General features: G+C 56.6%; 25 protein-coding genes and 4 pseudogenes. 16 read left to right on the plus strand and 13 right to left on the minus strand.

What is annotated here, in order from left to right; genetic code table 11:
- Window positions 1-19: 19 nt before the first annotated feature.
- The 4 genes and pseudogenes from AC1RT6_RS18865 (at window position 20) to AC1RT6_RS18880 (ending at window position 1,102) form a co-directional block, all read left to right on the plus strand.
- Window positions 20-433 (plus strand): VOC family protein, encoded by a 414-nt coding sequence (locus AC1RT6_RS18865; protein WP_472791593.1) that lies wholly within the window; start codon window positions 20-22, stop codon window positions 431-433.
- A gap of 69 nt (window positions 434-502) precedes the next feature.
- Window positions 503-643: pseudogene (locus tag AC1RT6_RS18870) on the plus strand (ion transporter); the annotation flags it as partial.
- 60 nt (window positions 644-703) lie between these two features.
- Window positions 704-841, plus strand: a complete 138-nt coding sequence (locus AC1RT6_RS18875; RefSeq protein ID WP_472791592.1) for a DUF2934 domain-containing protein — start codon at window positions 704-706, stop codon at window positions 839-841.
- Between the two features lie 63 nt (window positions 842-904).
- A pseudogene (locus AC1RT6_RS18880) lies at window positions 905-1,102 on the plus strand (cold-shock protein).
- A 55-nt stretch (window positions 1,103-1,157) separates the two neighbouring features.
- Here the strand turns inward: AC1RT6_RS18880 and AC1RT6_RS18885 are convergent.
- Both AC1RT6_RS18885 and AC1RT6_RS18890 read right to left on the minus strand, forming a co-directional pair.
- On the minus strand, window positions 1,158-1,421 hold the full coding sequence (locus AC1RT6_RS18885; protein ID WP_472791591.1) for a hypothetical protein: 264 nt from the start codon (window positions 1,419-1,421) through the stop codon (window positions 1,158-1,160).
- Between the two features lie 438 nt (window positions 1,422-1,859).
- Window positions 1,860-2,705 (minus strand): outer membrane protein, encoded by an 846-nt coding sequence (locus AC1RT6_RS18890; protein ID WP_493029596.1) that lies wholly within the window; start codon window positions 2,703-2,705, stop codon window positions 1,860-1,862.
- Window positions 2,706-3,037: 332 nt separating this feature from the next.
- Between AC1RT6_RS18890 and AC1RT6_RS18895 the strand changes: the two genes are divergently transcribed.
- Both AC1RT6_RS18895 and AC1RT6_RS18900 read left to right on the plus strand, forming a co-directional pair.
- Entirely contained in the window at window positions 3,038-3,391 is a 354-nt protein-coding gene (locus tag AC1RT6_RS18895) for a PRC-barrel domain-containing protein (protein ID WP_472791589.1), read from the plus strand.
- Window positions 3,392-3,481: 90 nt separating this feature from the next.
- Complete coding sequence (locus AC1RT6_RS18900) at window positions 3,482-3,820, plus strand: hypothetical protein (RefSeq protein ID WP_472791588.1); 339 nt, start codon at window positions 3,482-3,484, stop codon at window positions 3,818-3,820.
- Between the two features lie 73 nt (window positions 3,821-3,893).
- Here AC1RT6_RS18900 and AC1RT6_RS18905 read toward each other — a convergent pair whose 3' ends face one another.
- The 4 genes from AC1RT6_RS18905 to AC1RT6_RS18920 form a co-directional block, all read right to left on the minus strand.
- Complete coding sequence (locus AC1RT6_RS18905; RefSeq protein WP_472791587.1) at window positions 3,894-4,547, minus strand: HAD family hydrolase; 654 nt, start codon at window positions 4,545-4,547, stop codon at window positions 3,894-3,896.
- Between the two features lie 408 nt (window positions 4,548-4,955).
- Entirely contained in the window at window positions 4,956-5,144 is a 189-nt protein-coding gene (locus AC1RT6_RS18910; protein WP_472791586.1) for a hypothetical protein, read from the minus strand.
- A 199-nt stretch (window positions 5,145-5,343) separates the two neighbouring features.
- On the minus strand, window positions 5,344-5,577 hold the full coding sequence (locus AC1RT6_RS18915) for a hypothetical protein (RefSeq protein WP_472791585.1): 234 nt from the start codon (window positions 5,575-5,577) through the stop codon (window positions 5,344-5,346).
- A 599-nt stretch (window positions 5,578-6,176) separates the two neighbouring features.
- A complete protein-coding gene (locus tag AC1RT6_RS18920; protein WP_472791584.1) occupies window positions 6,177-6,413 on the minus strand; it encodes a hypothetical protein in 237 nt (78 codons plus the stop codon).
- 416 nt (window positions 6,414-6,829) lie between these two features.
- On the opposite strand from AC1RT6_RS18920, the gene glgA reads away from it, so the two are divergent.
- The 6 genes from glgA to AC1RT6_RS18950 all read left to right on the plus strand — a co-directional run bounded on the left by glgA (window position 6,830) and on the right by AC1RT6_RS18950 (window position 13,624).
- The gene (gene glgA / locus AC1RT6_RS18925) at window positions 6,830-8,254 is read left to right on the plus strand and encodes a glycogen synthase GlgA (protein WP_472791812.1); all 1,425 of its coding nucleotides are present in this window, start codon (window positions 6,830-6,832) and stop codon (window positions 8,252-8,254) included.
- A gap of 459 nt (window positions 8,255-8,713) precedes the next feature.
- On the plus strand, window positions 8,714-8,866 hold the full coding sequence (locus AC1RT6_RS18930) for a hypothetical protein (RefSeq protein WP_472791583.1): 153 nt from the start codon (window positions 8,714-8,716) through the stop codon (window positions 8,864-8,866).
- Between the two features lie 377 nt (window positions 8,867-9,243).
- Complete coding sequence (locus AC1RT6_RS18935) at window positions 9,244-9,504, plus strand: hypothetical protein (protein ID WP_472791582.1); 261 nt, start codon at window positions 9,244-9,246, stop codon at window positions 9,502-9,504.
- A gap of 647 nt (window positions 9,505-10,151) precedes the next feature.
- Window positions 10,152-11,216 (plus strand): alpha/beta fold hydrolase, encoded by a 1,065-nt coding sequence (locus AC1RT6_RS18940; protein ID WP_493029598.1) that lies wholly within the window; start codon window positions 10,152-10,154, stop codon window positions 11,214-11,216.
- A gap of 167 nt (window positions 11,217-11,383) precedes the next feature.
- Entirely contained in the window at window positions 11,384-12,775 is a 1,392-nt protein-coding gene (locus AC1RT6_RS18945) for a DUF4403 family protein (RefSeq protein ID WP_493029599.1), read from the plus strand.
- Window positions 12,776-12,973: 198 nt separating this feature from the next.
- The gene (locus AC1RT6_RS18950; protein WP_472791579.1) at window positions 12,974-13,624 is read left to right on the plus strand and encodes a hypothetical protein; all 651 of its coding nucleotides are present in this window, start codon (window positions 12,974-12,976) and stop codon (window positions 13,622-13,624) included.
- A 46-nt stretch (window positions 13,625-13,670) separates the two neighbouring features.
- Here the strand turns inward: AC1RT6_RS18950 and AC1RT6_RS18955 are convergent, their stop codons facing one another.
- The 4 genes from AC1RT6_RS18955 to AC1RT6_RS18970 all read right to left on the minus strand — a co-directional run bounded on the left by AC1RT6_RS18955 (window position 13,671) and on the right by AC1RT6_RS18970 (window position 15,616).
- Entirely contained in the window at window positions 13,671-13,928 is a 258-nt protein-coding gene (locus tag AC1RT6_RS18955; RefSeq protein WP_472791578.1) for a DUF6894 family protein, read from the minus strand.
- A 244-nt stretch (window positions 13,929-14,172) separates the two neighbouring features.
- Complete coding sequence (locus AC1RT6_RS18960; protein WP_493029600.1) at window positions 14,173-14,757, minus strand: DUF4142 domain-containing protein; 585 nt, start codon at window positions 14,755-14,757, stop codon at window positions 14,173-14,175.
- Between the two features lie 116 nt (window positions 14,758-14,873).
- A complete protein-coding gene (locus AC1RT6_RS18965) occupies window positions 14,874-15,302 on the minus strand; it encodes a hypothetical protein (protein ID WP_472791576.1) in 429 nt (142 codons plus the stop codon).
- Between the two features lie 14 nt (window positions 15,303-15,316).
- The gene (locus AC1RT6_RS18970) at window positions 15,317-15,616 is read right to left on the minus strand and encodes a hypothetical protein (RefSeq protein WP_472791575.1); all 300 of its coding nucleotides are present in this window, start codon (window positions 15,614-15,616) and stop codon (window positions 15,317-15,319) included.
- Window positions 15,617-15,747: 131 nt separating this feature from the next.
- Between AC1RT6_RS18970 and AC1RT6_RS18975 the strand changes: the two are divergent.
- The 3 genes and pseudogenes from AC1RT6_RS18975 to AC1RT6_RS18985 all read left to right on the plus strand — a co-directional run bounded on the left by AC1RT6_RS18975 (window position 15,748) and on the right by AC1RT6_RS18985 (window position 16,898).
- A pseudogene (locus AC1RT6_RS18975) lies at window positions 15,748-15,962 on the plus strand (hypothetical protein).
- Between the two features lie 409 nt (window positions 15,963-16,371).
- Window positions 16,372-16,698, plus strand: a complete 327-nt coding sequence (locus tag AC1RT6_RS18980) for a hypothetical protein (protein ID WP_472791574.1) — start codon at window positions 16,372-16,374, stop codon at window positions 16,696-16,698.
- 11 nt (window positions 16,699-16,709) lie between these two features.
- Entirely contained in the window at window positions 16,710-16,898 is a 189-nt protein-coding gene (locus AC1RT6_RS18985; RefSeq protein WP_472791802.1) for a hypothetical protein, read from the plus strand.
- A gap of 281 nt (window positions 16,899-17,179) precedes the next feature.
- Here AC1RT6_RS18985 and AC1RT6_RS18990 read toward each other — a convergent pair whose 3' ends face one another.
- From AC1RT6_RS18990 to AC1RT6_RS19000, 3 genes are all read right to left on the minus strand, one after another.
- Entirely contained in the window at window positions 17,180-17,455 is a 276-nt protein-coding gene (locus AC1RT6_RS18990; protein ID WP_472791801.1) for a hypothetical protein, read from the minus strand.
- 121 nt (window positions 17,456-17,576) lie between these two features.
- Complete coding sequence (locus AC1RT6_RS18995) at window positions 17,577-17,921, minus strand: hypothetical protein (protein ID WP_472791800.1); 345 nt, start codon at window positions 17,919-17,921, stop codon at window positions 17,577-17,579.
- A 186-nt stretch (window positions 17,922-18,107) separates the two neighbouring features.
- Window positions 18,108-18,425: a hypothetical protein gene (locus tag AC1RT6_RS19000; RefSeq protein WP_472791799.1), complete on the minus strand. Its 318-nt coding sequence runs from the start codon at window positions 18,423-18,425 to the stop codon at window positions 18,108-18,110.
- A 262-nt stretch (window positions 18,426-18,687) separates the two neighbouring features.
- Here AC1RT6_RS19000 and AC1RT6_RS19005 point away from each other — a divergent pair.
- A pseudogene (locus AC1RT6_RS19005) lies at window positions 18,688-19,951 on the plus strand (IS110 family RNA-guided transposase); the annotation flags it as partial.
- Between the last annotated feature and the right edge of the window lie 480 nt (window positions 19,952-20,431).

The following is a 20,431-nucleotide window of genomic DNA, read 5'->3' on the forward strand; positions in this document are numbered from 1 at the left end:
GCTGGAGCAGGGGGCGATCATGCCAAAGATTTCAAGGGTGCTCGAAACGGCGCTTTACGTGGCCGACCTTGAAAAAGCCGCTGCTTTCTATGTCGAGGTCATGGGGCTTCCTTGCATTCATGCCGATCACCGCATGCGGGCCTACGACGTAGGCGGCAATGGTGTCCTGCTTTTATTCCCGCAGGGCGGGTCTCTGCAGCCTATTGAGACACCCGGAGGCTCCATTCCCCCTCACGACGGATCAGGCCCAATGCACGTCGCATTCTCAATCGCCGCCGACGAGCTGGAGGGGTGGCAAGACCATCTTGAAGCTATGGGTGTTGTTGTGCAGGGCCGGACGGAGTGGCCGAGGGGCGGGGTAAGCGTCTACTTCCGCGATCCCGACGATCACCTCCTGGAGATTGCCACGCCGGGACTTTGGCAGGGGTACTGAGCTTTAGCGTCCGAAAGCCCTTAGCCTCGCGACCTAGGCCGTTTAGCATTCAATGGTGAACACGTCCTCATGACCTTCGCTGCTCTCCAAAAGCGGATAAAGTCCCTTTACGAAGGTGCCTCTCCACGCAGTATCTACTTCCGCTATGCGCTGCTCGCATTTGATATCGTGACAGTGCTTTTCATTGTGGCAACATCGTTCCTGCCCTCGGGCCGGAACGATGCGCCCTAAACCGTCAGAACAAGAAATCCGTCAACGCGCTCATCAGCTGTGGAACAGCACGGAAAGCCTGAAAATCGCGATGACGAGTTTTGGCACACTGCAGAACGTGAATTGTCAGGGCTTCAGGATCAGGGCGAGGCGATGAAGGGTAGTCCGGACGGCGAACCGACATCGTCCAAACGGTAGGTACACGCCCATGGCTGGCATGGCTGGAGCGGCGGACGCGATTTCGGAGGTTCAGCCGTGGCAATGGGCAAAGTTAAGTAGTTCAACGCGGCCAAAGGGTTCGGCTTCATCGAGCCTGACAGCGGTGGCAAGGACGTATTCCTGTCTATCTCGGCCGTGGCAAGCGCGGGATTTAGCCCGCTGCTTGAGGGCACTAAGGTGTCCTATGAAATCGTCTTGAGCCGCGGCAAAGAATGCGCGGAAAATCTCCGGGGCGGTTGATTAGCAAGAGCGGCCGCTTCAATCGGCCCCGAAAAAATATCGCGACGCAGTTCGGTTAGGAACGCCCGCCCTGCAAACCACTTAATAGGCGGGGCTTTTTAAGGGAAAAAAACCGATGCCTAAAGACGCACATAACAAAGCAGCCGAGCATCACGAGAACGCCGCCAAATCGCACAGAACGGCGGCAGAGCATCACGGAAAAGGCGACCACGCGAAGGGCAAAGAACATTCTACCACGGCGCAAAAGCACTCGAAGACTGCTCGCGAGCATAGCGATCAGGCTCACAACAAGAGCCAGCAAAGCAAGTAGGCTCATCATGGCGAAGTCCGCCGGTTCACGCCGGCGTGTTTTCGTACCCAGTCTGCGATGAACGGTGGCTTCAAATGGGCCATGAAGTTTTGGCGCTTCGAAATCTCGAAACCGCCCCTCAAGAGACGCTGCTCGAGGCGCACGAAAGCATCAGGAAAATTTTGGCGGAAGCCGATGCCAGGGCGGATCAGCCTAACGAAGTTCGCGGCAATTCGGCTTGGCGGAAACAATCTGACGCGATCATAAAGGTGATGCTGGCTCGAAGCATCCCATTCGTGCCGATAGCTTGGACTTGAAGGGTGCGGAGCCGTCTTGACCTTGTCGGGCCGGAACGAAACGCTTTTTACGACGATCCCCCCAAAAAAAAGCCCGTCGCCAGGATCATCAGCGACGGGCTTCATTATGCCTGTGAACTAAGAGCCCTGAGGCTTATTCAAGCTCTCACCTTCAGGTGAACGAGGGATTAAGACACATGTCAGCCAGCGCAGATCGCTGGGTTAGAACCGGTAGTTCACATGCCTTGACGACCTGGAGGGTCGGCTCGATGCGAGCTGACACGAAATCGTTGGCGTTAACGCCAGCGACGTTTGGCAGATTCACCTGTCCACTCCCGAAACTGTTGTAGCGGTACTCGGCGCGCAGCGAGACATTGCTGGTCAGCTTGGTTTCGATGCCCGCACCGATGAAGCCGCCAGAGATGCGCGGCACACCTGCCACAACGGATATAGCTGGAAACGGACCAGAGACCGTCGCCGTTATGTTGCTAAGACCAAGCTGCGTGTAACCACCGGATAGAAATACCAGCGTGCTCGGTGAGGTGAGATACCCGAGCCGGCCGCCGACGGACCATTGTCGATCGGCGCTGATTTGGCCGCGGGCCGAGACTGGGATGGCAGCGATGTCGACGTTGATCGACGATTTCACCTGATGGAAATCGTAATCGCCGAACGCACCGACCACCAGTGCCGGCGTGACCTGGTAGTCATATCCGGCGCTGAGGGTGGCAAAAGAACCAACAGCGCCGAGTCCGTCAAACGTTGCTGAGATACCGGGCGACGTGGGATCGGGGCCGGGCAGGGCGGAGAACTTGTTATTGAGCGAACTCATGCCGCCGCCCGCGCCGATAAAGAAGCCGGTCCAGCTTTCAATCGGGAGCGGAGGCGGAAGCATGGGTGGCGCTTTGACGGCTGGCAGGTCGGCAGCGGAGGCGGTTGCTCCAAGAGCAACGATAGCGGCGCAGCATAGGAGGACTATGTTCGAGGAAGAATTCAGCTGGCTCATTTGCCTCACCATGCAAATTGCGGGGGGTGTTTTTGCATGATCAAACTCGGTGTAACGTGGTTAACGAAACCCTAACTTAGTGTGTTGTTTTGCAGGCAAACTATTGTTTATAAAAGGATTTCTGTGTCTTAGTGATCTCAATGCAATCTCTAGTCAATGGCGCGGAGCTTGCCGTAACCCAGACGTGCGCTCGTTCGACCTCCTAACGGAAAGACACGGCGGATGCGGCATAGGCGATTAGTGGTTGACGATTTTGTTCTTGCCCGCCTGCCGTATCGCTGATGCACAGGAACATTCCGCAAGCCGGTCAGTTTTTTCCTCCCGTTTATTCAGGAGAGGATGGCATGGCCACTTTGGAAAACGAAACCGGCAACTTGATTGGCAGTGACAAGGTCGAGGGTACCGCTGTTTACGGCCCCGACGATCAGAAGATCGGTTCGATCGAGCGCGTTATGATTGAGAAGACGAGCGGCCGTGTGTCGTATGCTGTTCTCGGCTTCGGCGGCTTCCTCGGCATCGGCAACGATCACTATCCGCTTCCCTGGCACACCTTGAAGTATGACACCACACTGGGCGGCTACCGCACCGGGATTACCGTGGATAAGCTCAACAGTGCACCAAAGTATGCAGACGAGAACAGCTGGAACTGGTCCGATCCAAACCGACCCAAGGCGGTTGACGACTATTATTCGCTGTAATTTGGACGATCCTCGGCGTACGCGGGCGGACTTTCGTCCGCGCACGCTTCACCATCTCGAACCACTGGCGGCCTATCTGAGGGAATCAAAATGACGGTCTGGAAAGCAACCGGTGCTCTAGCGCTCCTGTTAGCTTGTGTGTCAGTTCAATCAGCGGCGGCTCAAGGTCCTGACCCCGAGCTCGAATTATGCCGATCGACCGGCTTGGTGGCTCTGCGAGAGCGCAATCCGGCGATTAAAGACATGACACTCGACGTCGAGGGCATGACAGTCGCGAAGGCGAATACCAAGATTGAGGACACACCAATCAAGACAGTCGTGATCGGTGACGCTTTTCTGGAAAAAGGCAAACAAGACACAAGACGAACTTTCCTATGCCTCATCGGCGAAAAGGGGAAAGTGCTTTTGACGTTCTTTACTGACAAATAATGGGCCCGCCTGAATCACCCTCACGCAAGCTGCGATGATAAATTTTGGGAGCATTTTAGTTCCCGTTGTGGAATTAGATTGCCGATTTCCCGAGCAAGCTACCCCCAAAACAGGCAAACAACGCGGCTGGTCCTCGAAAAATCTCGACGCATCCGGCGTCTATCAATGCCTTTTCCGGGAAGCCGCCGCAGAGCACGCCGATAGTAGCTACATTGGCCTTCGCGGCTGCTTCGGCATCATAGGGCGTATCGCCAATCGCGATGGCATCCGGGCCTTGGATGTTAAGTTTCTTCAAGACGACTTCGAAAACATCCGGCGCCGGCTTTGATTCCTCGGCGTCGTCCGAACAGACCGCAACATCTACCAGATCTACGATCTGCGCGATTTCGAGAAAATTATCGAGCTCCTCCTTCTTGGCGGATGAAGCGATGGCGATTTGAAGTCCAGTGTCGCGCACACGGTGCAACAGTTCAGGGACCGCTGAAAAGGGCCTGACAAGCGGTAGATACTTCTCCTTGAAATGATTGCCTCGCCATCGTGCCAGCTCTTCGTCGGGAGACAGGAAGACGGGAAGGAGTTTGTCTCCGCCCTTGCCGATTTGGTTGCGGACGTGTTCGAAGCTCACGGCGTGGCCGAACTTGACCAAAGATTCTTGCCATGCGAGCGCGTGCAGATCGACAGAGTCGAGAAGCGTGCCGTCTAGGTCGAAGATAGCGGCCTTTGGCAATTAATATTCTTCCTGATCAAGAGAAGCGGCAATGCTTAGTCGCCGATAATGCCCATTAGATGGAACGGCTCATCGATTGGCTAGGTTCGCTCTGGAGGGTCTCGCTTTTCATCCGGATTTGGAAGAGGCCTCTCGCCAGGCAAATCCGGCGATGGAGGCTCTTTGACCTCCGGAATGAGGTCAGGGCCGGGAGAAGAGGGTGGCATAGGATTGGGCATATCTGGAGTTTGATTTCGTGGCGCTGAATGCATGTGTCACCTCCACGTGCTCAAACTATCTCTCGGTGGTATCGTTCCCAAAGTTGACGCTGGTTCTCAACCACCGCCACGGCATCTGAATATTTGGGTGCTTGCGGGGTCACCGAATAACTCCATGTGAAACGATCAACCGCCGCGAAATGGCCAAGTTTCACCACAGCGACTGCAGCCACAACAGCAAAGTATGGGCATCCGGGTCTTCCATTTCTTTAGGACCTTTGTCTTCGGTCAAGCTTTGGCAGGACGGGCCTTTTACTCCGTTCAAAGGGCCTGCCGAAGTATGTAAAAACCAGATCTTGCAGGGATCGAGAGAGATCGGAAGTCCTGCGGTTCTCAACATGATCGGCTCGGCATCGGGCTATCCACTGTCGATGCAGTCGTCGCAGGCGACAGTCCTAACACCAGTCGCTTGCTGCAGGCCTGTGGTGGGTCATTTTTGGAATCTTCGCGGTCGCTGCGGTGGCTACTTGGAAAGCTATCATTGTCCACTACGGTACATCGCGACCTGGCTTCGTGGGCTCTCTTAAACGTGAGCCTGGTTACTTGGCATCGTCAGCAGCGACTCGTCTGGTTGGTGGCTCGCTTAGCACTGTGTCGAACATGATGAGTGGAGCCGGCAAATGCATCAGCAGTTCAGGGCAACCTGTCGTGCAGTCGGCTGCTTCGTCTTTGAACAATATGAACGATCCAATGGCTAAGTCGCCGCTGCAACAGCCAAACAGTATCGCGCGGAGCACTTTTGGTGCATAGCCCTGATGCTCGATGCACTTCATGGCCGGTATCCGACCGAAATTGCACGCTCTTGATCAGGCCCACGTTGATTGTACAAGGTCGGAGCCGTGTTAGGTCTCGACTCGCCCGGTGCGATTGCGTCGGCGTGTCGCTTTCAAGACCCGAACCAGCTTCCGCTTCGACCACTCTATGATAGCATCAAGGGGATGCGGCTAAAAGGAACGGTAATGTCAGAACGCCATGAACTATATCGAAGCCCTAATGGGGATTGCTGGTATTTAGGTCGGGAGCCAGAAAACGGGCACGCCTTCATTATCCATCAGCCAAATTCTCCTTCTGGTGGATTGTTATCGCATATCGAGCTCGGAGAATTCTTGCGGACGGGCAAAGGCCCAGAACAGCAGGCGTTGCTCCGACTGATAGGCACGCTGGTCGAAGTGCCACCATATGCTGACAGAGAAAGGTCCGAGTGAAGTTTCACTATGATGCGATCGCAAGAAAGCGTTCGAGAAAGTTGAAGAGGCACGTAAACATTGGCTTTGAATGGCGCGTGCATCGATACGAACAACGACTTGATGAAGTAAGCGACATGATGCCTGCGCTCGCCCTTCGGACCGCGGACCTTTGTAGACTTTAAAGCCTACATACCATGGCTCTGAAAAACATTCTGACAGCTCGGGCTTAGCTTCGCTCGGTGCTGCTGAAGGCATTGAGACACAGCCATATCATCGCCCAGCTCCTTTCGGCAAAACCGCGAAGCATCTCGGGAGCATGCTTTCTGCTCCTGAGGCGTTCCCAAATGTTGAGTGTCCTGAGCAAAGACATTCGCGGGGGCCAGTGTCAGAAGCAGCACAACGGCCAAAAGCATTTTTCGCATCTGGTGGTCCTCGCACAGAGTCGGTGGTGACCGTATCGTAGATCGGCAAGAGGGTCTGTACGATTAGTAACTCAAGAACCCGAACCTAAGCGGTTTTACTTGGAAGCTTGGCGGTTCAAGCTCGAGTCACCCAGCCCAGGCATTGTCTCTGTCGAAATCGATGACGCGCTTAGTTCGTCCGCAATCAGGACGTTGCATCCAAGTATTGCATCACGCGTGTGCTCGCCGCAAGTTGGGAACACGCCGCGCAATTCATGAGTTCCAAATTTACAAAACCTTCATTTGTGAGGCGCCCTCCGAGCTTCCGCATCACTCGGCCCAAAATATTTCGGCCAAAGAACGTTTTGTCATTGCAATTTGACTGATCTGTGCAATTTAACGGGCGTGCTGCGATGCAGCGTATCATCGAGGTCAGTATGATCCGAACGCTGTTCGTAACTCCCGAATTTGAGGACCTAATTCGGGTCGGCGGTCTTGCATCAGTGTCGGCGGCTCTACCCCGTGCGCTCCGCCATTCGACAGATGTGCGCCTGGTGTTGCCAGGTTATAGGCATGTGCTGTCCCAACTGAACAGTTTCGAGACCGTTGGAGAATGCAGCAAGTTGGCCGAGTTACCGGCTTGCTCGATTGGCTTGACGAAAGCCTCTGATGGTTTGCCGGTCTATGTTGTTCTATGTCCGCAACTCTATGACAGGCCCGGTTCTCCATATGGTGACGAAGCGGGCGTGGACTGGCATGACAACGACGTTCGATTTGCGCGCTTCGCGTCGGCTGCCGCTGATCTGGCAGCAGGGCGGGTGGATCCAAACTGGCGCGCTGACCTCGTCCATGCCAACGACTGGCAATCCAGTTTGGTGCCAGCCTATCTAGCTTGGCAAAGCGTCGCCTTACCGACGATCCTGACCATTCATAATTTGGCTTATCAGGGCCTATTCCGGAAAGATGTGCTACGAAACATCGGTGCTCCCGAAAGCTCTTTTCATTCAGAAGGGCTCGAATTTTACGACAAGGTGTCGTTTCTTAAGGCAGGACTAGTCTACGCGGATCATTTGACGACGGTGAGCGAAACCTACGCTCGCGAAATCACGACCCCAGAGTTCGGATGTGGGCTGGAAGGAATTCTGCGACAGAAGTCCGACGCAAACCAGTTGTCTGGCATATTGAACGGGATCGACGAAACATGGGATCCGCGGTTCTGTCCTCATCTACCAAACCCGTTCGCTGCTGGGGATTGGAGTGGCAAACGCGAGAATGCTAATTTTATCCGCAAGCAGTTCAATCTTGCACTGTCTCGTGGCCCACTTTTCGGATTGATCGCCCGTCTCGTGCATCAGAAGGGCGTAGATTTGGTGTTGAACGCAGCGACGACAATTCTTGAGTCAGGTGGTCAAATCGTCGTCATGGGTCAAGGTGACCCCGCTTTGGAAAGAGCCCTACTTGCGTTGCAGGAACGTGAACCAGCATCAGTCGCGGTTGCGCTCCGTTTCAAAGACGTGGACGCCAGGCGTATCTTTGCCGGCAGCGATTTCACGCTGATGCCCTCTCGCTTTGAGCCCTGTGGCCTCAGTCAGATGTACGCCCAGAAATTCGGATCGCTGCCGATCGGCTATAAAACGGGTGGGCTGGCTGACACAATAGTGGATGGAAAAACCGGCTTTCTGTTCGAAGCGCCGACTAATGAGTCGTTTCTAGGCGCTGTATGCCGAGCATTTGGTGCATTCGGAAGCCGACAGCGACTGAATTCCATGCGTATCGAAGCGATGGCAACATCGTTTAGCTGGCTAAACTCGGTCGGAAAATATCAGTCGCTGTATGGCGACGTCATTGCGCACGCAGCTTAAGCGACCCGTTCGAAGCCGAGAAGTTTTCGACACAAGTTTGATCACTCAACAATTATCTGACTCAGTTTAACGGCGGGAATACCCCTCCGTTCGAATTTCAAGGCGCATATGGCGCTAGAAAACTTCAGCACTGGCACCAACTCGCTTGATTGCGGACAAGCGCTGTGTGCATAGGATTTGCCTCGTTCGCCGGCGTCGCGATAGACCGAGAGCTTGACTGCTTCTCGTACCGAAGCGCCGCGCTTATTGGCTTAGAGCGGGTATTGGAAAGCATCCTATTTAAGGGCTCCTCCAATCGTCCCGGACGGCCGACCAGCCTGTGAAGATTGCCAACTTTATGGGCGTAGGGGAATCGAGCCTCTGTTAGCGCCCGGATTCAAAGCTGGACAGAGCGCGCGCGCCCCTTTGGAACATTCCCGGGCCGGTGAGGTTGCTCTGCAAATAAGCATGGAGCGAGCCATGGCCTTCCCCGATAACCAAGATCCGCTAAAGAATGCGCGCCCACCTATGCGCTTCAAGGCTACTACCGTCTGGTCGATCGTGGGCGCGGTCTCCCTGCTGGTGTTGGCATTTCTCGTCATCACGCCGGGTCGCCGTGAACAAGTCGGCTGAGAATTCGCCACTACCTGCGACGCAGTCGCCGCCGTAATGAAGGCACCACAAGCGAAAGCCGACAGCCCCATAACGGGCACTGGCGGCTCCCTTCGGCACTTGCATAAGCAGCTTACGGCAGGATCTTTGTCACCTTCTTGTCGAGCACTTTCCGCTTTGCGTCGGTCAGCTGCTGCATAGTCTTGCCGATTTTCCTCCTGCACTAACCATTCAGTATTCCGCCGGGAGGCTGCCCACTCCTGTTGCGTCTGACATGTTTGTCTTCCCTCTGCTCATGGCTCGGGATAAAAGGCGCGTGCCGGCCGCGTTCCTTCAAAAGGGGATGATGGCCGCACCATGCGGCTGGCGGAGCGGAACTATCGGAAAACGTAGAAGCCATGCCGCAAAAAATGCCGGTCCTCATTTCCGAGATGCAGAAGTCGCTCACAATAGCGATGCACTACCTCGTGGAGACAGGTCAGGCGTACCCGCACTCCGAGAAAAGGCGCTACTGCGCCGAGGTCTGCCACGAATGGAAGACCGGCAGGCGACATCCCGTCTGGCTCGCGAACACGGCGATCGGCGCGCTGGAACGCATGAGAAAGGACAATTGGTTCCGCATCCTGCACGAGCCAGTCATGGCGTCGGCAGAAGGCTGACAGCGGCGCTCGGAGTGAACTTTGCGCCGGCCCCGAGCATTACTTGGACACACGAATCGGCGAGGATTGATGTCAAATCCGAACGGCAAGGTGAACCACAGCTCGAAGGCACCGCTGAAGTTCGATATGAAGGCCGGCGTACAGCCCAATCAGCAGCCTAGCGTGAAGATCCCGAATAAGGCGAGAAGAACGAGAAGAGCAAGGCCTAATCAGGCACCGGCCAAGGTGAGAGATAAAGCTAATTCATGCACTTGCGAATGGACCGCCAGCTCTAATCAGCCGGCGGCTTTGCTTTGTCATAGCGGCGCGAGCGCGATCTTTGCAATGATAATTGTCTGGGTTCGGTCACAAGATGATTGAAGGGTATGAGCTATCTAAAGAGTATCATCGATTTTTCGGCCATTGTTGCTTGCCCTCAACTGTCCCTTATCAAACCGGAAAATGCTGCTGATTACATGCCGCTAAATTTAAACATGACGACTTCGACAACATCGTGGATCGGCATACCTCTGCTGGTTCGCTGGTTCAGCGCGCTCATTGTTTCTGCAATATTGTCGTTGTCAACCGCCAACGCGCAGCCGAGATTTTATGAGGCTTCGGCACGGGAGCTTGTGGGGCCTCCCGGGAGTATGATCCGATCCGAGCCTATGACGACCGCTCCCGCAGGTGCGCAAGCTTACCGCGTGCTGTACCGCTCTGTGGGTATGCATGGTGAGCCGATCGCCGTATCCGGCGTTATCATCGTTCCGCCAGGTCCTGTGCTCGCGGGTGGGCGGCCGATCGTCGCGTGGGCGCACCCAACGACTGGTGTCGTGCCGCATTGCGCGCCGTCGCTTGCGATCTTCGTATTCCAGCAGATGGCAGGACTCCGCCAACTGATCGAACACGGCGCTGTGGTCGCTGCCACTGACTATCCCGGCCTCGGAACCGCCGGCCCGCATCCCTATCTGGTTGGTGACAGCGAAGCGCGCGCCGTAATCGACTCAGTGCGCGCTGCTCGCAGCCTGGCCGGAGTCGGAGACGGCAACAGCTTTGCTGTCTGGGGTCATTCTCAAGGGGGGCAAGCTTCGCTTTACGCGGGCCTGATCGCGAAGACCTATGCACCGGAGCTGCGCCTGGTCGGTGTTGCCGCCGCCGCACCGGCCACCTCGCTTGTGACGCTGATGGGGGACGACTTCAAAAGTTCAGGCGGCAAGAACTTGACGGCCATGACGCTGTGGTCCTGGTCACGCGTCTATGGTGCGCCGGTCAAGAAGGTCGTTTTGCCTCAAGCGATTCCGACCCTCGACCGTCTCGCGAACGAATGCATTGAGTCGATTTTCGATATAGCGGAGCGCCGCCGAACCGAGAAGCCGCTTGAACAGGCTTTCCTGTCCGTACCCGACATTTCAAACATCGAACCCTGGCACTCGCTGGCCACACGAAACACACCGGGCGCGTTGGAGCCACAAATTCCGCTATTTCTTGCGCAGGGCGCTAATGACAACATCGTCCGGCCCGAGGTCACACGTGCTTATATGCAGAAGCAGTGCAAGGCCGGCGGCAAAGTCGCCATGATGTGGATTCCCGGGGTGGGACATGGTCTTGTCGCCCGCGCCAGCGCCAATACTGCGGTCAACTGGATGATGGACCGCTTTGCGGAACGACTTGTGCCGGACGACTGCGGTAAGCTCGATCCGACTGCAACGCCCGCCGACGCGACGGCGCAATGATCGAGGTTCACAGACGACAACGCTTACTCCGCGAAAACGTTTGACACCGGGTTGCCCACGATCTTCTGCACTGAGTGTGCGTCAACGACGGCAAGATAGTACAAAAGTAAATGAGGCCTATCATGCAAGTCTGTCCCAAATCATACCCACGGAGCCTTCGCTCCTTCTTGCGTTCGACCACCGTAGTCCTGGCCGCTTTCACGCTCGTTGCCCTGAGCTCCGCCGTGTCCGCGGCCGACAAACCACCACTCGCGCCTGACACAGTCGCGCCGTTCAGCACGGATTCGCGAATCTCAGCGACGATCGAGTTCGATTTGCCGGCACTAGCGGCCGACATTGAAAAGGATATCCCCCGGCGTCTCGCCAGCATCGACGAGCGCATCAGTTGCGTGCACCGGCGAGTCCTCCTGTTCCGCGTCAATGCTAATTGCGACATCTGGGGCTATGTCGAACGATCAGGGCCGGTCTCGTTATACGGTCGCGGCAACCGTATCTATGGCTCTGTTCCAATTTATGGAGCCCTCGAAGGCCAAGGCGCCAACCGGTTCACCTCACGCATCCATGGGGAAACGGAAGCCAGCGCCACGATCGAGGCGGAAGCTCATCCGCAACTCAGCAGAGATTGGAAGCTCAACCTGAATTTGAGCGACGGCTTCCGCTGGAGCGAACCACCGGTGCTGCACGTGATGGGACGCGAGTTCCCATTGACAAAATATGCCAACCCTCGTGTCCGCGCTCAACTCGCCCAGATCAGGTACCGAGCGTTGGCCGCGGTCCGGCACCTTGATCTCCGTGACAAGGCGGCGGCCGCTTGGCGACATTCCTTCGAGCCAATTCAGATTTCAGACAGCCCCGCCGTCTGGCTGCAGATTACGCCGCAGACGGTGTCCTTCGCTGGCGTTCGCGCCGATTCCAAAGTCCTGAGAGGTTCGCTCGAACTATCCGGGACTGCAGCAACCATAGTGGGCCAAAACCCGCCGGCCGTGACTGCGACGGCCCTACCGTCACTCGGCCACGACGTTGATGCACCGGGCGAGTACGACGTCATTCTTCCGGTTAAAATCGGTTACGACGTTCTCAAGGACAAGTTGAAGCAAGCGATCGCGGCGATGCCCCCGGTGCTGGAGACCTCGATTCGAGATATCGACATCTATCCATCATCGGGAAAGCTCGTCATCGGCCTGCGCGTCGCGAAGCCTTCCGGTACGGAGTCTGAGGCCGGAAAATGGATCTATCTCACTGGCGCGGTTCAGGTCGACGCAGACGGCCGTACCGTCCACCTTTCGGACCTGGCGATTGCATCCGACAGTGCAGCGCTCGCTCCGCTGATCGAGGCCGTCAAAGCCCAGCTCGGGACGAAGGCCAATGTCGATTATGGCATTGCATATGAGAACCTCTTGAACGCTGCCAACACAAAGCTCAAGCGGCCGCTCAAAGACGGGTTTCGCATGGACGGACACCTCTCGTCGGCAAAACTCGAGAAGGTCTACTTGCCCGCGGACGGCATCGTCATTGCCCTTCGCGCCAGCGGAAACTTAAAAATCCTGTACGGCATGTGAAAGACCAAATGCAAAGCCGCGCCTCCATGTGATCCATCTGCGGCGCAGTTCACGCCAGGGATTTAACCGCCGACTAAGCCGCTGACGGCTAGTGATCGAGAAATGCTCGCGCCCTGCCAGCGGGCTCGCTCCCACGGTTGAGTAAGGCCTCGCGCGGACCCGCTAGCGACCAGCAACTCCGCGTTGGTCGGCGGCCGGATGACAAAGGCATCAAGGGCGGCGATGACGGCCGCAGGTCTGCTCGACAAGAACGGCAAGCTGATCGATGAAGAGGGCTATTTGAAAAGCCCTTACGAGTGGACTCAGAAACACATCAAGCCGCGGCTGGAAGCAAAGGGCGTGCACTTCGGCGAGCATATGTCGGAGCACGACAAGCGGATCGTTACCGCTGACACGACAAAGATGTTTTCCGCAAGGAATACGTACGATCATATCATCACGAACCTGCTCGATGCCCCTCTCGTCGAGAAAGCGCGCCACCGGAAGACCAACGTCGACGAAGTGGACAAAATGCAGCACCGCGATGGCGGCATTGCGTGGCAGGGCGTCGAGAAGCAACTGGGAGACTACAATTTTGTCTATGCCAGCTTCTACATCACTGACACGGACCGTCATTCTGGAGCGCATGTCATGATGAAGCGTTCACACAATCGAAAGCCGCTTCGTATGCTTCTCGGCTCGGCGTCCGCAAGCGAAGCACGTGTGCGTAAGCAATTTGGAATAGAGAACGAAATCATCATCGAGGGCCCGGCGGGCACCGGCTTCGTTCAGGATACATCGGGTTATCACCGTGCAACTCCGCCAACCCACGGTGACCGTCTCATGCTTGCTGTACGTTTTATCAACTGAGTGGTTCGCGGATCCCGCACTGAACCCGGCCCGAAGGTGTGGGCTATTACTTGCCATCTCGAGTAATTGCGTTTTCGAAAGCACTTCCTGCTCTTAAAGTAGATGCAATAGGGATCTTGAATAGGTCGTCGCCGGATTCGTTGGTCACCGAGATGAAGTTGCCTACCATGGCAGGCTTTTCCGTTCCGACCCGATGAGCGATGAAGCTTCCGTGTTCCCGAGCCTCTTCGTCGTTGAGGCATTCGTGGCCCATAAGATCCTGGGCTGGAAGCCGGCCTGCCAAATGGAAGAAATACCTGGGCATGGAGCAGAAATTCGGCCGCCGGTCCGACGTTCCAAATAAAGAACCCGCCGACGAAGGGCTTTCACCGACGGGCTCCAGGAGATGGACGGTCGTCCGACGAACCAATGTCCTCGACTTCGATGCGTTGCAAAATTACCAATCACAAGCAGTTGTGGGGATTAACGAAGACAAATTGCCAGCCGTTGGGACCCAAGGCCGGCCTCCAGAGGTTTCAGGCGTCGGGTAGAAACGACTGCTCGGCCCATCATTTCAATTCTGCCGCCACTCGCTCGGCGTGCCGCTCATGACCTTGAATGGTCTTGAGAGACGCCTTCAGTAAATCCTTGAGCTCTGCGTTACTGGCCGACGGAATGAGTAGGTTTTCAGGCGTGTCGTCCACCCTCTTGTGATAGGCGACCTCGTTTTCAACGTACGCCCTATCGAATTCAGCGCCCTTGAGCTTCGACAATGCCTTGGTCTTGACGGCAGCGTTTCGGGACAGCATGCGGCTAGTGTCGTTGTCTTTGGGAGTGAGTCTAAGCTTTTTGACGAGTGCAATTGCCTGTTTATTCGCGACTTCATGATCCCTCACCATATCGGCGGCAAATGCTTTTACGGTCTTATTTTCAGATCTTTCCAACGCCTGCTTTGCCGCTGTGATATCGAGCTTCCCTGCTGTATAGGCGATATGCGCTGCTTGGGGGTCGGTGAGTTGAACACCTTGCGCAAGGGCACTACTGCTGAGTACAGCCGCCGCGACTACGACCTTTAGTCGAGAAACATCTTTGACCTTTCTGGCGCGGACTTTCGCTGCTTGAAGACTAAAAGAAGCTCTGAAGGTTCCAAGCATCGCATTGCAATTCGTCGATCGCGCACTTACACCTGATTGCAGCGCAATCTTGTTCAGAGATCGAAATGGTGCGCCTTCGAGCGTCCGTTTCTTACGGAATCTTCGGGCCCCTTCACCTATTTCACCACCTTGAGACTGCGAAAGCCGCTCTGGACCCGCTCGGCGGCGCTGACAGCGCCTGCTTCGTCGATAATCTTCAATATCTGATCATGAATCGGCCGCCGCTTTTGCGGCATTTCGAGAGTGAGTTCCTCGGCGAGCACCATCTCAATATCCAACATGAGCTTGATATCCAAAAGGGCCTTGGCGAGCACATCGGCGTTTTTCCGACACGGCCGCGCGGCAGCGGCTTCCACCGTCAAGTCTACCCGTGAGTTGTCGTTCGAAGATTGATGCATCGTGCCAGCCCCGTTTTCTTTTGCTTGTAGGCGGGCGAGGGCACGACAACAGCCCATTGATGGTTTCCGACGCCTTAACCGGAACAATAAAATTGCTGCAAAGCCACGTACGCCGCGGGCTTTTTGCTTTGGAATGCCATGGCTCACAAGTAGCGGCCTTCTTAGCGCTCCACGAATTCTTCCAGATAAAACGGCACTTCGCGCAGCTGTAGGTCGCAGCGCCGGCGGAGTTCGTGCGCAATGTCGGACGAAACGTCCTCCGACCATTTCTCTGACGTGTTGAAGCCAACGACCCGAACCGGGTTTTGATACTGCCCCTCGAACATGCCGATGATGACTGCTTCGAGATCAGCGTCGGCCTGGTGCCAGACTGAGCCGGATTTGTACTTGTCCATCACGAGATAGATCGCCTGATCGTGATGGTTTGGCACGATCGACGGCGTCCAACCGAGCTTGCCCATGATCGACTCCACGCTACAGAACCGGGACTCAAGCTAATACCAAGCGACTTGTTCCTGACCCCTGGTGCGGGTTGTCGGCTCGCTCGACGGAGCCAAAAGCGACCAGGGCGCGTTACAAACAGCGGCACGCGATGTCCCGAACCCCAAGAGACTTGGCTGACCGGATGGCAGCCCGACGCCGGCAGGCAATGGCCGATGACGGCTATGCGCGCGAGACCTTCACTCTACCGCGAGAGCAAGCGCGTCAGAGGACAAGGGCTTTCCTCAATCGATAGCCGGCTGCCGCGTATATGTCCGAAGTCGCCAGATCGAGTTCACGATGAAAAGGCTGCTCAGCGCAGATTAAGCTTGCATAAGAAAACCCGCCGGCGAGGGATCTCACCGACGGGCTTGGCACGCGTGAACGGCTCTGGACCATTCGAACGGGAAAATGCCTTGGGACGGGCAGTGTTCCTACTCAGTGTAAATGCCCCAGGCTGGCCGCCACAATTAGTCCTACCCCAACGATAACTACTAAAAGTCCACCGTAGCCGAGGACATAGAATATATTGTCGGTCGGTCCCCTGGGCATTCGGCCACCATCTTCAGCCATGTTAAACCTCCTATTTTCTAGGAGATTTACCCATTGTCACCGACAAGGTTCCTAAGGCCCAGGCGGACCGATTAGAAAAATTCTGCTTTCGAAAAATCTTGACTGCCGCTACCGCCTTCCTAATTTTTTCGTCGTCCGAAACGAAAGGAGAGAGGAGGACAACATGACCAATCGCGGACGTATAATTGCCGACAACGTTTACAACCTCAACGCAATCCTTCATCCCGGGTCGGTCTACGACCGCCCCCGCGATGTCCTGGCGGACGACGATCTAATGCTAGCCGAAAAGAGGTCGATCTTGGCGTCTTGGGCCTCCGACGCCGCCGCCGTCACGTCTTGCCCTTCACTCAGGGCAGTCCCAGGCCAGCGCCGACCAGTGTCGATCGACGATATTTTGGAGGCTTTGTCCGAACTTGATAATGGACCGCGCCCACCCGCCGGGAAACCAGCTCGGTGCCAATCGACATCTCGAGTCTCAGAAGCAGCATGAGGGAGGACGCCATGATCGGGAGCTTACCGAAGGCCTTCGAACTTCAAGGCCTATGCCGACTGAAAGAGGCCGTGGCCGGATCGGGGACTAAACAGGGCAAGCCCGGCATGATCCCAGCCGAGGACTGGTTGGCTGAATTGGACGATAAGATCGCCGGCCTTGAGCGTGGTCTGGGTCTTAATCGCAAAACCGAAGACTGAATTTCAACATTGCCACGCGGCGGGGGTCGAACCTGTATCTTTTGCAGCGGGCCTATCTCGATTGAACGGGAAGATTCTGCGATCTATAAGCATCGCCCGGCATGTCGCCATAACCCCGCTCCGGCGGGGTCTTCTATTTGCGCAAAAAGGCCCGCCGAAGTGCAAAGGCTCACAGCGGGCCGATTTGGGTTCGGGAGTCGGTGCTCAGTCAACGCCCGTTCCCGGGCAATTCAATGTGCGGGCGCAAGAGCGTTCCTATCGCATGGGTCGATTCATGCTCGTCAGTAGTGGCGGCGAATAGCCGCCGAGTCTGCTCGATCTTCTTGAGTAGTACTTTCCTTTCGCGTTCTTTGCAGACCTTCATGAAGTGACTCGTTCGAATTGTGCAACAGCCCCGATGGCAAATTCGATGGCGGGTCACGCCATGGAGCTTCTCCAGGTAGCGCAACAGGATTAGCTTCGTCCTCGTTGCGGCGCAACGCCAAGCCAGCGACGCCCACCACCACCAGCAAGGCTCCAACTATCATCAGCCCGTACCCTAATTCTATCGGCAACATGGCAGCCCTCCTTAGAGACGATGCGCGGCCTGTGCTTCGGCCATTTGCTTTTCCGGATTGCTACCACTTGATGCGAACGCGCGAGCCACCTAGGGCGCTCAACTAGCCTTCTTCGCACCGCTTACTTTGGCCGCACGGTAGGATCGCCGCCGGGGCTGCCGGGCGGAGGGATAACCGGCGTATTGCCCCCTTCTGGGGTAGGCGCCCGAATTTCCGGATCGACGCCCGCAGGTGGACATAGCACACCATCGGATTTCGCCAGCTTGTCGCCCAGCAGTTCCTTGTTTTCGCCCGTCGTCGTAGGTCGATTGGGCGCGGCCGGGTCAGGGGCGCAATTGGCTGAGTTTAGGCCAGGAGCCGGCGCCGTACCGGCAGGCGGGGTGGCCTGCGTCGGTGGCGCTTGCGCAAGAGTGATGTCGGTGAGCGCAAGAAGGGTGATCGATAAAACCGTGATCTTTATCCACATGCACGGCAACGAACGGGATCAGCTGATGTTCCGCTGCGACCGACGCGATCAGAAGAGAGCACGGCAGTAATCCACCTTCGGTCCGGCGGCGAGATTTCGAACCTTTTGCTTGTGGCGTCATCTCGCATCCCGCGGAGCGAGACACGAAACGCCCGGATCACGACCTTTGCTTCGCCTTCAGCGCGCTCAATCCGCCTCGGATGGGTGTGATTCGAGCGTGCTCTTCAGGCTGTTGAGGGCAGCGTAAGCCCAAACGCGATGCTCCTCTGGCGAGTTCTCGTTACCGATGTCAAAGCCGAACGCGGCACCGATATGCCATTTGGCGTTTCTGATCTTCTCAAGGGCATAGGCGTTACTGCCATCCTCTTTCACGGCTTCCTCGAGATCAGCAAGCAGAACGCGAGCCGCGGCGTAGAATCCTGCCTTTTCGCCCGCAGACGTGATCGTGCTTGAGCTCTTTACGATCTCGCTCAGCTTTCCAACTACCAAACGCCAATCTTTCACAGCTGCCCTCCCGATCCTGCAAGTGGTGCTTCGAGCCATAATAGGGTCGCGTGAAAGTTCCCTCGGGAGGGGGCGCTGACGAACAAATCTCGGATGGGGAGCTAGCGAACTACGCGCCGTAGCACATTGGGAAGGTGGTATTGCTGCTGGCTGACGGCGCGCGATGCCCTGCGTAGCGCAGCGCGCCGTCCCGGCGGCCATGGCCGGTCAACAGGTCTCTAAAGTGAGGTTGTCGAGACAACACTTTGGAGCGTGAACGACCATGACCAAACGCCCTTCTACTCTCACCGATGCCGTACTGGTAGCGATCGACGTGTCCAAGCACCGCCAGGAGGTGCTGATAGAGCGGCCTGAAGGCGGGCGCCGCCGACGGCTGACTGTGATGGCGACAAAGCCGGATTACGACCGATTGGCCGACGAACTCACAGCAATTGGACGTCCGATTCTTGTCGGCTTTGAAGCGACGGGTAACTATCATCGCACGCTCGCGTATCGGCTGCTCAGCGCCGGGTTCGATCTGCGTCTCGTCTCCTCGGTTGCGTTGGCCCGGACCCGAGAAGCGGTCCACAATGGTTGGGACAAGAATGATCCCAAGGACGCGCAGGTTATCCTGCATATGCTCAGGATCGACGCGACACCGGTCTATGTCGATCCGCTCGCGGTCGACATCAATGACCTTCAGGAGCTGTCGAAGACGCACGAGACGATCTCCAGGGCGAAGACGCAGACGTGGCACCGCATCCTGACTCATTATCTGCCGCTCTACTTTCCCGAGATCGACCGCTTTGCCGGCAACAGCCGGTCAGACTGGTTCCTGGCGTTGATCGAGCGCTTCCCCACGCCGGGCAGCATCACCGCGCTCGGCGTTGAAGCCTTCACAGGCGAGGCCTGGTCGCTCGTCGGCCGCAAGGTCTCGAAGGCGCAGCTGATCAACGATATCTACGAGACGGCCTCCTCATCGATTGCATTGCCGGTTCCGGAAGATGCCGCAGCGATCACTATGTTCCGCATGATCATTGCGCAGGCGCGCAGTTTGATTCAGCAGCGTAATCAAATCGAAGCGCTCGCACAAACGAGGCTGGCAGGGAATCGTGACTATGGGTTGCTGCGCCAGATTCCAGGCATTGGGCCGATCAACGCCCTGACAATCCTGGCAGAAGCCGGCGATCTCAAACGCTTCCGTCATCATCGCCAGTTCCTGAAGTTCTGCGGGCTCGACCTAGCCACCTGCCAGTCCGGCACGTTCCGAGGCCGGACCAAGTTATCGAAGTACGGCAATGCGCGCCTGCGCCGGACCTTCTGGATGGCTGCGCAAGTGGCGTCGCGCCAGCGCGACAACAGCTTCCGCGACAAGCTCGGCCGATACGTTGCCGGGCACGGGGACGATCCCGATCGCCGTCGCAAAGCGATGACTGCACTCACCGCCAAAATGGCGCGGGTGGCGCATGCCGTCGTCAAAACGGGAACACAATACCGACCGTTCGTCGAGCGGTCGGATGCCAGGTGGAAGGACCCCTCTCTGCAAGTGCCGTGAGGGCGCAAGACGCCACCCTGTAGATAATGTTCGGGCCTTCCACCTGGGTGCGTATCCCGTCTTAAGGACGGTGAGGACCACGGCCAACAAGCCGCTGATGGATCCTGTGTTTGCTATGGCAGGGAGCGATCCCATTGACGGTGGAGACCATCTGGATCAGTTTAACGACACCGGCCTATGCCGGTGAGCGGAGACCTGTTGACCAAAACCTCCCGCTGCTTCCTGACATAGGACGTTGTCCGTCTAGACGGGACTCGTCGACTCATTCTTCGGTCCCGTCGATGAAATCCACCGTTTTACTTCCGACGCCTTCGGTGCAAATCTTAGTGGGAAAACGAAATCCCTTGCGGGTACAGTTTGCTACTTTGACTAAGGCCATGGCTGAAAGTCCTTTGGGTTTTTTCAAAATCTGATGGTGCCGCTGGGATTCCGAAAACACACTTCGAAGGGACGTCAATTGGCGCACTCCGGG

The organism is Nitrobacter sp. MLSD-S21, from assembly GCF_058809865.1.